Genomic DNA, 13,780 nt, shown 5'->3' on the forward strand with positions numbered 1-13,780 from the left:
ATGAGTATTGTTAACGTTGCGGTAAAACGGCCTGTAACGGTTTGGATGTTTACCTTAGCTATTATCTTATTTGGCATGGTGTCGTTGTCACGTTTGAGCATTAACTTACTGCCAGAACTGGCCTATCCGACTTTAACCATCCGGACGGATTATCTAGGAGCTGCGCCCGCAGAAATAGAGCAACTAGTGTCGAAACCTATCGAAGAAGCCGTCGGCGTAGTGAAAGGCGTGCGTAAGGTCACTTCTACTTCAAAAGCGGGGCAATCTGATGTGCTGTTAGAATTTCAATGGGGGGTAGACATGGATTTTGCTAGCCTAGAAATCCGTGAAAAACTCGATACTATTTGGCTGCCCCTAGATGTTAAAAAACCCATTCTATTAAGGTTTAACCCCAGCTTAGATCCTGTGATGCGCTTTGGATTAGGCGGCGTGGATAGCAGCGAAGCTAGTGGCAAAGACAACGAAGGCTTGACCACGCTAACCGAACAAGGCATTAAAACCTTACGGCTATATGCAGAGGAGCAAATAAAACGCCAACTCGAGTCAGTAGAAGGCGTCGCGTCGGTCAAAATCAGCGGTGGTTTAGAGCATGAAGTTCAGGTATTGATCGACCAACAAAAAACCAGCCAATTAAACATCACAGTAGAACAAATCATCAAGCGCCTGAAAGATGAGAACGTCAACACTTCTGGTGGGCGGGTGAAAGACGGCTCACAAGAATATTTAGTCAGAACCCTCAATCAATTCAAAAGTTTGCAAGATATCAGTGACTTGTTTATCGCCAGCAGAGAAGGAAAAAATGTTCGCTTAGGTGACATAGCCACTATCAATAATTCCCACAAAGATCCTAACGCGTTAAATAGATTCAATGGTTTTGCCGGTGTTGAAATCGCTATTTACAAAGAAGGCGATGCCAATACAGTACAAGTAGCGAAAAATATTCAGTTCAGAATCGAGCAATTACAACGACACCTTCCCGATCAATACCAATTGCAATTGGTATACGACCAATCGAAATTTATCGGCAATGCTATCGCTGACGTAAAATCAGCAGCAATAGTTGGCGGCCTGCTTGCCATGTTAGTGCTGTATTTATTCTTGAAAAATATTTGGCCGACTTTAATTATTTCTATTTCCATACCCGTTTCAATCATTGCCACATTCAACCTAATGTACGCCAATGATATAAGTTTGAATATCATGAGTTTAGGTGGCATTGCGTTAGCCATCGGCTTACTCGTGGATAACAGCATAGTGGTGCTGGAGAACATTGCACAACACAAAGCTAACAACACAGATTTTAAACAGGCCGCAGCGAGTGGCACAAAGCAAGTCTCCATGGCCATCACAGCCTCTACACTCACCACTATGGCGGTATTTTTTCCGCTAGTATTTGTAGAAGGTATTGCCGGGCAACTATTTAGTGACCAAGCATTAACGGTTACCTTCGCCTTAGGTGCATCTTTGCTGGTTGCATTGACACTCATTCCTATGTTGGCCGCACGAGAAAAATCCGCTAGTAATAGCATTACTTACCCCAATTCAGATGTAAATACAGAGTTTACAGCTGAACAATCCAAGCCAAGCAGCAAAATAGGTTGGATATTTCACTACTTAACTTTGCCCTTTATTTACTTACTACAAGGTGTTTTCTATTACTTACCTTTACTCCTATCTAGCCTCTTAATTTTCATCTTTAGATTTTTCAAAACAGTATTAGCTTGGATGTTTACGCCCATACTATGGCTCTTTGACAATCTCTTCAAGCTAATAGAAAGAGGCTTTTTAGTTAGCTTAAAACAAGCACTTAACCTACCTGTACTGGTTCTAACTGGCGTCCTCATTGTTGCCTCAAGTTCAGTATTATTGTTGCCTAAGCTAGGTATGGAACTCATACCCGATATGTCGCAGGGAGAGTTTCACGTCGAAGTTACGCTACCCACCGGTTCCCAGTTAGGACAAACCGATCAGGTGATAAATGGATTAAACACTTATACCAAACAATTAGCCGGGGTAGATCGTACTTACGCACTTGCAGGTACCGGCAGCTTAATGAATGCAACGGCCGGTCAAGGTGGGGAAAATTGGGGTAAGTTAAATGTGGTAATGGAAAACAATAGTTCGGCGCAAAAGACTCAACAAGTTAAGGAGAAAATGCGGGATTACTTAGCCCGTCAGGCGGGAGTAGAAAGTAAGTTTGGCTCCCCTTCTCTATTTACTTTTGCTACACCTTTAGAGGTTCACCTTATTGGCTACGACTTACCATCCTTAAGCCGATATAGCCAACAAGTGCAATTCGTCTTAGGCAAAGATCCACGCTTTAGCGATATTAAAACATCTTTACAAGCTGGAAATCCCGAGTTAAAAATTGAATTTGACCACAGTAAATTGGCCCAGCTTGGGTTAACCGCTCCTACAGTGTCCAAGCTAATTGCAGCCAAAATTGGCGGCGAACAGGCGGGCAAGTTCAGTATTCAAGATAGAAAAGTTGACATATTAGTCAAAGTAAATGAGCAACAGCGAGACTCAATACAAGACATCGGCCAGATTATAGTTAATCCTGGCGCCGACTCAGCCATTCCATTAAACGCAGTGGCTGACATTAGTATGACGATAGGTCCGAGCGAAATCACCCGAATTGGTCAAGAACGCGTGGCCGTCATTTCAGCAAATTTGCAGTATGGCGATCTCAATGAAGCAGTATTAGCCGCACAACAGCATCTACAACAAATTAATTTTCCGGTCAATATCCAAGCCAAAGTGGCAGGTCAAAGTGAAGAAATGGAACACAGCTTCCAGTCTTTAATTTTTGCTCTAGGCTTAGCTATCTTTTTGGTGTACTTGGTGATGGCCTCGCAATTTGAGTCATTGCTACACCCATTATTAATATTGCTAACTGTGCCATTAGCCTGTGCCGGATCCATATACGGTTTGTATCTAACTGGCACCAATTTAAGCGTGGTAGTGTTTATTGGCCTGATTATGTTAGCCGGTATAGTGGTTAACAACGCCATTGTATTGATCGACAAAATCAACCAGCTTAGAGAGACCGGCTTAGCTAAACATCAGGCAATTATTCAATCAGCTCAGAGTCGTTTACGCCCCATATTAATGACCACCTTAACCACCTCTCTTGGCTTACTTCCAATGGCTATAGGTTTAGGCGAAGGCGCAGAAATTCGCACACCAATGGCCGTGACAGTAATCTATGGACTAATGTTCTCTACTCTGCTCACCCTATTCTTTATTCCTATTCTATATAGTGTGTTTGATCGCAAGCAGTTTGCCGCGACCACCGCACCACAGCTCAACCTAAACGTAAATAAAGATACCCCGAGTGCACCAGGATCAAAGGAGAATGTTCATGGATAAGTTCGCAAGTTCAGGCGCGGCTTTGGCTGATTTTGCGATTAGACGGCCGGTAACCATTCTAATGTCATTTTTATCAATGTTGTTATTTGGGATATTGTCGAGTCAGTTACTACCGTTAGAAAAATTTCCAAGTATCGATATTCCTGAAATAGCCATTCGCATTCCCTATAAAGACGCAACCCCACTAGAAGTGGAAAAAATGATCACCCGACCAGTCGAAGAAACACTCGCCACCATGTCGGGGATCAAACGCCTACGTTCACGCTCCTTTGAAGACGCGGCAGAAATCCAGCTAGAATTTGCATGGGACGAGAACTTAAAGGCTAAGGGCATAGAAGCACGAGAAAAAATTGACGCCATTCGTGCAGAGTTACCGGCCGACGTAGAGCGTATTTTGGTTTATCAGTTTAATACCAATGATATGCCGATTTTTTCACTGAGAGTCTCTAGCCAACGAGATTTATCCAATGCCTTTGATTTGCTTGAACGCAATTTAAAGCGACCAATAGAACGGGTAGCAGGCGTTTCCAAAGTTGAACTTTATGGTGTAGACAAAAAGCAAATATCTATTCGCCTTGACTCACAGCTTATGGCCTCGCTGCAAATTGACACCAACACACTCGCCAAGGCCCTACGCAGTGCCAACTTTTCATTAACTGCCGGCACCTTTATCGACAAAGATTACCAACAAAAAATTACCGTCACTCCTCAAGGTCAATTCAACAGTGTGCAACAAATTCGCGACTTACAAATAAACAAAAACGTCAAACTAAGTGATATAGCCTTAGTTAGATTTGAAAAGCCTGAGCGCACAGATGGCAGACATTTAGATCAAGCTTATGCTGTAGGTTTTAATATTTATCGTGAATCGAATAGCAATATGGTGGAAGTATCTGAGCAAGTATTAAAGGTCATTGAAGAGGCTAACTCTAATCCCGCTTTTAACGGCATACATTTGTTTATCATGGAAAATGAAGCTGAAAGTGTGACTGAATCCCTAGCCGATCTGCTTAATGCAGGACTGATTGGCGCATTATTATCACTAATAGTGCTTTACGCTTTTTTACGCAATATCACTACCACTTTGTTGGTCGTATTATCTGTGCCCTTTTCAATTTGTATAACCTTAGGCTGCATGTACATGATGGGTTACAGCATTAACATTTTATCCATGATGGGCTTAATGTTAGCCGTGGGTATGTTGGTGGACAATGCAGTCGTGGTCACCGAGAGTATTCAGCAAGAAAAACAACAGATTGCCGACCCAATCCTAGCCACAAAAGTAGGCGTGGGAAAAGTCAGCTTGGCAGTTATCGCCGGCACGATTACCACAGCCATTGTATTTTTACCCAATATTGTCGGTGAAAAAGTCAACGTTACTGTGTTCTTAGAGCATGTGGCCATCGCAATTTGTATTTCGTTGTTTGCCTCTTTATTGATTTCACAAACTTTAATTCCCCTACTTTCCACTAAAATTAAAGGTAAGGGAACCACCACTCAACCAATACAAAAAGCGCCTAACAATTTGGCACGCTTTTATCAAAAGATCCTCACTTGGACGTTGAGACATCAGGGTAAAACTAGTTTAATTGCCCTTGCAATATTGGCGTCTACTGCCATTCCTATGCAATATGTCACCAGTGATGAAGACCGAGACAACGATCAAAACCGTGTATGGATGAATTACGATATTCAAGGCAGTTATAGCCTTGAAGAAGTTGAAAAAGCGGTTAACAAGATGGAAGCTTATTTATACGCCAATCAACAGCAGTTGCACATCAAACAAGTGTACAGCTATTACACCACAGGGTTTGCCGTGTCGGGGATCACCTTTATCGATGACTTACCGGTATCACAATCCAGTATTAAACAACAGATTACCGACAACATGCCTCGCCTTGCTAGGGCACGTCCTTCCTTTCAATGGAACAAAGATAACGCTGGCAATGTTAAATTTACCTTAGTGGGAGATTCGTCGGAAACCTTAAACCAAATCAGCAAACAAGTTATTCCAGTGCTAAGTAACCTAGCAGGGATGACAGATGTGAAAACCGATACCAAACAACAGAAAAAGGAACTGCAAGTCGTAGTAGATAGACAAAAAGCGTTCCGCTATGGGCTCACTTCGCATGACATTGCACAGATGTTGGCCGTCGCGTTACGTGGCACAAACTTGCGAACCTTCAGACATCAAGACAGCGGAGAAATTGGCATAAAACTAATGTTCGACAAAAGTTTACAAAACTCAGTCGAGCAACTTAAAAACCTGACTATAACCCGTAAAGAAAACCAAAACATTACCTTAGATATGCTAGCAAACTTGACTGTTACCCCACGTTTAGCGGAAATTCGACGCAGTTATCGACAAACATCCATCACAATAGGTGCGAACTTACAAGATGGCGTCACGTTACAGCAAGCCCAAGCAAATATCGAAGGCGTAATGAAGCATATTCAGTTACCAACCGGCTACGCTTGGACCTTTGATGACAGCATCAAAAGACAAAAACAAAACGAATCAGCCATGCAAACCAATATGTTACTGGCTATTTGTATGATCTACATAGTAATGGCCGCACTATTTGAATCTTTGTTACTGCCAACAGCGGTGATCACTTCCTTGCTATTTTCTATGACGGGAGTATTTTGGGCCTTGTTTGCTGCAAACTTACCCATGTCAATCATGGCGATGATAGGGATGTTGATTTTAATGGGCATAGTAGTCAATAACGGAATTGTCTTGGTTGACAGGATCAATCAACTGATTTATCTAGGACAAAATGTACAGCAAGCCATCATTCAAGCTTGCCTCACCCGCGTAAAACCCATATTAATGACAGTGGCCACCACCGTGCTTGGCTTAGTACCTTTAGCGATGGGAAGCACGCGTATTGGTGGTGACGGTCCACCCTATGCACCTATGGCTATCGCTATTGTTGGCGGCTTAGTGTTTTCTACTTTGACCAGCTTAGTATTGGTACCCCTTGCTTATTTGTTATTACTGAAACTAAGAGCCAAAACCCAACATATGCTCAATCACAGTAGGGTGCTGGTGAACCGGGTGATTCGTTGAACACGCCCGTTGAAGGTGTTCGTTACTAAAAGAATAATGTAAGAGAAAACTAATTAGCCTAAGATCGCTTAGGCTAGTGATTAACTAATACACATCACGAATATAACGCTGCTGCTGTTGTAAAGACTCAACAGTGGCTTCGCCTAACATGTCAATCAAGGTTTGATGAACACTCTGCCCCATACCAGATAAACAACCACAAACATATATCGCCGCGCCATTTTCAAGCCACTGTTGCAAAGTAGCTTGCTCGCTAATCAATATATGCTGCACATATTTAGGGTATTGCTCATCGCGAGAAAAAGCATGGCTGAGTTTCGTTATGCCCTGCTCTTTTAAGTCCTGTAAAAGTCGATTAATGGGCAATTCTGCAGCGCTATGTCGCTCCCCAAAAATTAGCCAAGTATCGCCAATATTTTGCTGACCATGCTGCTTAGCCCAGTTGCGCGCTGCAATTTGCGCTTTCAATCCTGCCAACCCGCTGCCTGCACCAATCAGTATTATGGGTTGAGTTTGTTGGATATGGTGGTGATGGTTAATCGACTTTATTTGGCCTTGCACCAGTTGACCAATTTTACAATACTGGCCTAAAAACCCCGATGCTAAACCCAGTGATTGATCATCTTTTTTGAATAAACGTACCACCAACTGTAACTGACCGTTCTCCGACACTGAGGCTACAGAGTAACTACGTTTGTGCAAATAAGGTAATTTGTCTAGTAAGTCTTCTGGGCTGACGACACTCAGTTTAGTACCAACATTAATTTTAGATAATTCTCTGTCGGCCAACCAAGCTTTTAAACTTTGCTGGTGCCCTTGATAGGTTAATAGCGTTTCGCCATTCAGTTCATTTTCGTCTAGCCAATTATCAATAACATTCTCGGGGTGATGGGGCTGAATTTCAATGACATCCCCTGCTCGCCAAATTGGCCTTGGGCCAATGCTGTGCAACGTCAACAATAGCAGTGCTTCGTCATCGCAATTAGGGTTTAATACTTGACGTTCACTCAGCCGCCAATACTGTGTGCTAGGCAACATCTTTGATTGCGATGTAAGGGGCTGAATATTTAATCAGGTCGGCGTGATATCAGCCAGTTGGGTCGTATGGGGCTCATAATTATCCACCGTTATAACGCCTCCCAATAACTGAGCCCCTGTTTTCGCTACGACTTGATTCAATTCAAAGCCAAAGGCACAGAAGTCAGGATAACTACTATCACCTAAGGCAATAATCGAATACTCAAGATGTTCAAGTGCGTACTGTTCAAGGCTTCTAACCTTTTGTTTTGCATATGGTAAGCACTTGTCTTGCATATGTTTGATGAACAAGCTCGCGTTATCAGGTGCTTCACCATCACCATAGGTACTCACGACAAAAAGCGCTTTTTCAACCTGCTGCAAATGCTCAAAGGTTAGATTGTTTAACGCAATCACACACTTTTCTGGTAAATGCAAAGCTTGAGCACAGTTCTTCGCTATCGTCTGTGCGTTGCCAGTTTGGCTGCCATAAGCTATTAAAACGGTAGCGTTCAATTTGACCTCTACCGATTGGCGTGATCGATGTATACGCCACGTAACAGCACAAAGTACCAGCCACAAGACAATGGCCACAACAGTTACATACAAACTTTGCATAGATTTACTTTAGTCAGAGAACATTAAACCAATGGTTATTCAGGAAGAACGGCAAAAGTCGCGTTATATCCACCTCTACGGGAAGTAGCAGGCGCTTTGGCTTTATCATCTTGGTATTCAGCTTCAAGCAAGTACATCCCCGCTTCAGGCCAAGTAATGTCGACAAATCCTTGGTTGTCTGTTACTAAATCAATTTGATTTTGCTCATTACGATAACGTGTGTTGCCTTTTACAAAAGCTAGTTTTGCGCCGACTGCAGGTTGCCCTTCAAATAAGAACTGAAATTTCGCGGTTTCACCCACATACAAATCATTCGGGTGGGTCACCGGAACTAATTCTAGCCCTGAGTTACTGGGGTAAATACTGTATCGGTGGGCTCACCTGCGGTCACAAAGGTTTCGATACGACGAAAACTGCGCGATACAAGTAAAGAATCAGCTTTTTTAGGTACGGCAGTGGCGAAATCTGCATCATTCGCAGTTTGGCCACGTCCTGGCCATCTTTTTCGCTTACCTTCGGCATCTTTCCAAGATGCTGACAAACCGCCAGAGGCCATAGCGATTTTGTAAGTTCCTTCGGTAACCAAGTTTAAATCGAAGGTTGTGCGGAATTTACCAGTATGAGCGTTTGCTATTTCTACTAATTTTCCCTCAGGGTTGTGCACTTTCAGACCTTTAGTACGCAAAGCGACATGCTCTGGAACAAACAACGAGTTTGACACTGCCGCATCAAAAGTAACCCAAGGCGCTTCACCTGATAAATTGGTAGAACTAGGCACTATCCAAGCTCTGTGGGCAGAGGCATTAAAACTTGCTCCCAGTACCATACCTATTGACAACAACGCGGTTAACGGGGTTGATATTTTCACTATTTGCTTCCTTAATATAACTAAAATTGACTATTTAAATTGAACAATGATGTGACCAAGTTCTGACTTACCTTTGGCTTCTAAAGGATATTCAGACGCTGTAGGTGGCCATGATAAGGGTATATTGAGCACTTCTTTTCCACCCACTTCCCTTGATGCCTCAATACGTAGTTGATAATCACCCGCAGCTAGGTCGGCTAAATGCTCTGCATCTAAATCTATGGCCAAGGTATGCATACCTGGGCCTTTAGTGGCAGATGTTAATCCATCAAAGGGTAAGGCTGATTTACGACCGACGCGGCGCCACCACTGGCGAATGTCTTTCAACCATTTCTTGCCCTCGTTATCTTGCATATCAAGGTCGTACCATAGGGCAACCTGTGTAGCTTTGCGGCTGCTGTCTTCCAACCAAACGGCTACATAAGGTTTATGGTATTCAGCCACATTCATCCGCGGAATATCTATTTGCATAGTGAGCGCATTATCAGCGGCATAACTGAAGCTACCCCAAACAAGACTAGAAAAAAGGGGCAAACTTAATATTATCTTCGACTTCATTCATTTTCCTTTTAATACTTAAGGCTAATCTTGAGATAGAACGGCAACTTGAATTGAACACCAATATCACCAACTCCCTCACCATTAACCTTCAATGTAAACTTAATAAAATTATCACTAACGGCAATAACACGCCTAGAGCCACAATTGGCCATGTTGATAGGCGAAATGCAGCTTGTTTATACAGCAGCCATAAGCCACTTAAACAAAAAATAACCGAACACACAGCAAACCCATCAATAAACCAGACCCAGGCGGTATTGGTATAACGGCCTTTATGTAAATCATTAAAAAAGGAAATCCACCCTCTGTCGGTTTTTTCATAGATGAGCTCGCCACTTTCAATATCGATCGAGAGCCATGCATCAACCCCAGGATTTACCATAGGTAAATAAAACTCACCATCACTCAGCTCACCGACCAACGATGCTGCAATATGCAATTGATATTCTGCAGATAAATACTGCCTAATATTTGGGGGCAGCATAGCTTCCGTTTTGTCAGTTGTTTGCCATGCAGTTAATAACGCCGCTGGAAGATCAGCTTCAATGGTGGTGATATCAGATTTCGCAGGAATATCTGCTGCGTGATTGAGAGTGATACCGGTCCAAGAAAAAAACAACATGCCGACAATACAGATGGCTGCACTTATCCAATGCCATTGACGGGCGCTACCCAAAGCTAGTTTCATTATCTATTTCAATTCCCTCAACAATTAAGGCGCTAGCCCCAATAGTGCTAGCGCCTTTTATTCATGATTAAAAGGTTGCGTTTAAGCTTACCCAAAAACTGCGTGCTTTATCTTTGATGTTATAGTCATCAGCAAACACTACTTCACTCACTTGACCACGACCCGTCAAGTACTCGTAGGTACCATCGTTGTTTAGGTCAGTATAAAAAGTTGAGTATGAGGTAAAGTCTTCATCAAGTAGATTATTGACTCGCAGGTTAATATTCACATTATCCGTTAACTTATAACGAGCGCCAAGATTAAGGGCTTCATAGTTCTTGTAATACAAAGCTTGGTCAAGAGTACTATCCCAATCTCTATATCTGTCAGAACGAATTTCAGCTTGTAAATAAACATTCAACTTATCTGTAATCGTCCAATCAGTGGTAATGTTAGCCATATGCTCTGCAGTATTCGTTAAAGGTTCGCCTTCTTGAGGTCCGCTTTTTTGTTCACTGTCAGTTCAGGTGTAATTGGCACTTACGTTCCAAGCACTGGTTATACTCATACGGCCGGCAACTTCAATACCTTGAATATCAACCTTATCGATATTAATTTTTTGGCTATAAGTACTGTAACCTAACTCATCATAGGCGCCTAAATTCACACATGGACGAACATCATTGGTGGCGACACAACTTTGAATTGAATCACCAGAGGCAATTTTATCTTTAAAGTGAGTGTTAAAATAAGTGATGTTGAAATTGTGCCCTGCCACTGCATTATTCCAATACAAGGCAATCTCGCTATTCACACTAGTTTCTGGTTGTAAATCTGGGTTACCGGCAAAAGGCGAAGTACCCTGTCCACCAAAACCAGTGATACCATCATATAAATCAGTCGTTTTGGGCGTTTTAAACCCCGTACTGACACCCCTTTAACGGTCCAGTTTTCGGATAATTCATATACAGAATACAAACGTGGTGACAAGTTACTGCCAAACACATCGTGATTGTCATAGCGCACACCCGCGGTAATAGTTAATGGCGCAATGACATTCCAGTTGTCTTCAACAAACAAGGCATAAATGTTGTGCTCTTGCACACCATTCGTCACGTTATCTTCCATGCCAAACACGCCGTCTAATAATTCACCACGGATCACCTGACCACCCACAACTAGGTTATGATTACCCATAAGGTCCGTTAATGGAATGTCTACACGCGCATCTAAAGTATATTGGCTACTCTCAAGAGGACGCTGTGGTCTAGGCAAAAACGTGGTTTCGGCCAATGCTTTACGATCGGCTTCTTCCATTCCTTGGTAATCACCAACCCCATCGTACATAAGTTGTAATAGCTGACGCTCAGCTACGCTCAAAGGCATAGTACGACCATTATTTTGAGTATCTACGTATGCTAAAGAAATAAATGTACTACCAAAGTCCCAATCTGCGTCATAAGTTAATGACCACCACTGACGATCAAACTCTTGATCCGCTGCATAACCAGCCCGAGGTGACACCTGGCCACCAGACGTACGCCAAATTGATTCAATATTATCTTTAGTGCCTAAGGGATAGATTATCTCACCGGTGTTAATGTTATAGGTAGGAGTGTTGTCATATTTTTGATTTGAATTGTCAAAATCAAAACGAATGGTTTGTGAAGTGCTAGGGGTAAATAGCAAAGACACGCCAAATTGCTGATTGGTATTATCAACGGTTTTACCACCACTACCAAACCCTAAAGAGCGTTCGTGCACATCACCATTTGGATCGATTGCTGGTTCAAACTCAGGAGAAGAAGCCATACGCTCATATACACTGCCCCGTACACTGAGTTCTAATAGGTTTTCAATTAAGGGGCCCATCACTGAAAAATCAGTGGTAATGTCATCACCAAACTGATCGTCACTTTGTAAACTACGTCCAAAACTTACCGAACCTGACCACTTACCTTCAGATCTTTTAGTAATAATGTTGATGACCCCCCAGGGCATCAGCTCCGTATAAGGTTGACGCTGGACCACGAATAACTTCAACACGAGCGATCGCATCCATTGGTGGGATGTGTCCAAAAGCGTTACCGCCAAAGTTATTAGGATAAATATCACCATGGTTATTTTGGCGTTTACCATCGACTAATATTAACGAGTATTCACTGGTTAAGCCGCGCATGCTGATAGAGCCTTGGCCAGTTTTGTCACGGCTAGTACCTACATCTACACCTTCTTGATATTTGATTGCGTCAAGCAAAGTAGTAAACGGACGACTTCTAATATCTGCTTCAGTGATAATTGAAATACTGGCTGGTGCCGCTGTTATTTTTTGTTCGAAGCCGGTTGCACTCACAACTATATGCTCTAATTCAGACTGACTTTTATTGTCATTGCTTTGTTTTGCATAGGCTTGGCCGCTGATAGCTAAGGCTATACAAGTTGATAAGAGTGGTGTTTTAAAGAGCATGCTCATTAAATTTCCTTATTGTTCTTAGTATATATAAATATATGTGTTTGTTGATTTCTGTGAAAATCTTATAGAAAAAAACGAACAATAGCAATGCAAACGATAATAATTATCATTTATTTTATGAGTACGTAAAATCTACAGCCAATGAACAGGTTATTATCAGCCGAGTGAACCGACAAAATGACTATGAAACTAAAAAGCAGGATGTTTGAAATTAAACCGTCAAAAAAGAGGGAAGATCTGACTATTGAGTACTATGTATTGAGTATTGAGTATTGAGTATTGAGTATTGAGTATTGAGTGCAGTATACGAGGTATTAATAGCGCCCGACGATATCATCGTAGAGTAATTGTTGATTGTCTTCACTTTCAAAAGCTCGATTTAGAAAATCAATCACTTCATAACTCCAATTTATTTTTGGCGACATGGCTAAATAAAATGGACTTTCCTGTAAACACCCTAAATTTTTGAATTGATCCAGTAGTGAATGATGAGTATTTTTGAGATGCCAATCCATGACATTTTTATCTTCAATCAGCACGTCTATTCTGCCTGCAGCCACTAAAGAAATAAGTTGCTGTATTGCTAAACGAGTATTCAACTCAATAACGTTACCGGTTTTATGTTTGTTTTTAACAAATGTATCTACTGGCTCGCCATAACTATATTCAGCGATAACCCCAAGTCGAACATCTCGCAACGAGTCTTGGTTTTTATACTGCCATTGGCTATCTTGGGCGCCAAAGAAACACATTTGATAAGACATTATCGGTATTTCTGTGTAGATTAAATTACGCCCTTTTGCAGGCACGGCAGTAAGTAATCCATCCAACTTTCCACCTTCGACTTGCCTTATCGCTCTAGCCCACGGAAAAGATGAGACTTTGAGAGCAATATCTTTTTGGCTAAAAATATACTCCACATAATCATGCACTATACCTCTATTCGATATGTCGTTGGCGCAAGTATATGGACACCAATCTGTTGAGGCTAACTGAATGGTCAAGTCATTTGCATATAGCTTATTGGCAGGCATGTAAGCCAACAGAGCGACACAACAAGCAGTAGCGAACTTGGCATTGTAAAAACCAAATTTATTATCCTTAGTATCCATCTTCCTTTACCACTCTTTA

General features: G+C 42.1%; 8 protein-coding genes and 2 pseudogenes. 2 read left to right on the top strand and 8 right to left on the bottom strand.

The annotated features are described in order from the left end of the window. Both RS130_RS16680 and RS130_RS16685 read left to right on the top strand, forming a co-directional pair. Entirely contained in the window at window positions 1-3,372 is a 3,372-nt protein-coding gene (locus RS130_RS16680) for an efflux RND transporter permease subunit (RefSeq protein ID WP_316026866.1), read from the top strand. Beyond that, window positions 3,365-6,445 carry an efflux RND transporter permease subunit gene (locus RS130_RS16685; RefSeq protein ID WP_316026867.1) on the top strand — a complete coding sequence of 1,027 codons (3,081 nt, stop codon included), beginning with the start codon at window positions 3,365-3,367 and terminating at the stop codon, window positions 6,443-6,445. Before RS130_RS16680 ends, RS130_RS16685 begins: the two co-directional genes overlap by 8 nt. A gap of 84 nt (window positions 6,446-6,529) precedes the next feature. Here the strand turns inward: RS130_RS16685 and RS130_RS16690 are convergent, their stop codons facing one another. The 8 genes and pseudogenes from RS130_RS16690 to RS130_RS16735 all read right to left on the bottom strand — a co-directional run bounded on the left by RS130_RS16690 (window position 6,530) and on the right by RS130_RS16735 (window position 13,761). Further along, a complete protein-coding gene (locus RS130_RS16690; protein ID WP_316026868.1) occupies window positions 6,530-7,483 on the bottom strand; it encodes a ferredoxin reductase domain-containing protein in 954 nt (317 codons plus the stop codon). A 33-nt stretch (window positions 7,484-7,516) separates the two neighbouring features. Then, window positions 7,517-8,080, bottom strand: coding sequence for a flavodoxin domain-containing protein (locus tag RS130_RS16695; RefSeq protein WP_316026869.1), 564 nt, complete (start codon window positions 8,078-8,080; stop codon window positions 7,517-7,519). 35 nt (window positions 8,081-8,115) lie between these two features. Beyond that, window positions 8,116-8,906, bottom strand: a pseudogene (locus RS130_RS23890) (DUF4198 domain-containing protein). A gap of 72 nt (window positions 8,907-8,978) precedes the next feature. After that, a complete protein-coding gene (locus tag RS130_RS16710; RefSeq protein WP_316026872.1) occupies window positions 8,979-9,506 on the bottom strand; it encodes a DUF2271 domain-containing protein in 528 nt (175 codons plus the stop codon). A gap of 91 nt (window positions 9,507-9,597) precedes the next feature. Further along, window positions 9,598-10,197, bottom strand: a complete 600-nt coding sequence (locus RS130_RS16715; RefSeq protein ID WP_316026873.1) for a PepSY-associated TM helix domain-containing protein — start codon at window positions 10,195-10,197, stop codon at window positions 9,598-9,600. Between the two features lie 67 nt (window positions 10,198-10,264). Further along, window positions 10,265-12,234 (bottom strand): annotated as a pseudogene (locus RS130_RS23895) (TonB-dependent receptor domain-containing protein). After that, window positions 12,146-12,649, bottom strand: a complete 504-nt coding sequence (locus RS130_RS16730; protein WP_316026875.1) for a TonB-dependent receptor plug domain-containing protein — start codon at window positions 12,647-12,649, stop codon at window positions 12,146-12,148. Before RS130_RS16730 ends, RS130_RS23895 begins: the two are co-directional and overlap by 89 nt. 314 nt (window positions 12,650-12,963) lie before the next feature. After that, window positions 12,964-13,761, bottom strand: coding sequence for a substrate-binding periplasmic protein (locus RS130_RS16735; RefSeq protein WP_316026876.1), 798 nt, complete (start codon window positions 13,759-13,761; stop codon window positions 12,964-12,966). Window positions 13,762-13,780: the final 19 nt, after the last annotated feature.

The organism is Paraglaciecola aquimarina (assembly GCF_032464635.1).
GTDB lineage: Bacteria > Pseudomonadota > Gammaproteobacteria > Enterobacterales > Alteromonadaceae > Paraglaciecola > Paraglaciecola aquimarina.

Coding starts and splice junctions, on each gene's coding strand:
- RS130_RS16710 (WP_316026872.1), bottom strand. CDS start 9,506: ATGAAGTCGAAGATAATATTAAGTTTGCCCCTTTTTTCTAGTCTTGTT.
- RS130_RS16695 (WP_316026869.1), bottom strand. CDS start 8,080: ATGCAAAGTTTGTATGTAACTGTTGTGGCCATTGTCTTGTGGCTGGTA.
- RS130_RS16735 (WP_316026876.1), bottom strand. CDS start 13,761: ATGGATACTAAGGATAATAAATTTGGTTTTTACAATGCCAAGTTCGCT.
- RS130_RS16680 (WP_316026866.1), top strand. CDS start 1: ATGAGTATTGTTAACGTTGCGGTAAAACGGCCTGTAACGGTTTGGATG.
- RS130_RS16690 (WP_316026868.1), bottom strand. CDS start 7,483: ATGTTGCCTAGCACACAGTATTGGCGGCTGAGTGAACGTCAAGTATTA.
- RS130_RS16715 (WP_316026873.1), bottom strand. CDS start 10,197: ATGAAACTAGCTTTGGGTAGCGCCCGTCAATGGCATTGGATAAGTGCA.
- RS130_RS16685 (WP_316026867.1), top strand. CDS start 3,365: ATGGATAAGTTCGCAAGTTCAGGCGCGGCTTTGGCTGATTTTGCGATT.
- RS130_RS16730 (WP_316026875.1), bottom strand. CDS start 12,649: ATGAGCATGCTCTTTAAAACACCACTCTTATCAACTTGTATAGCCTTA.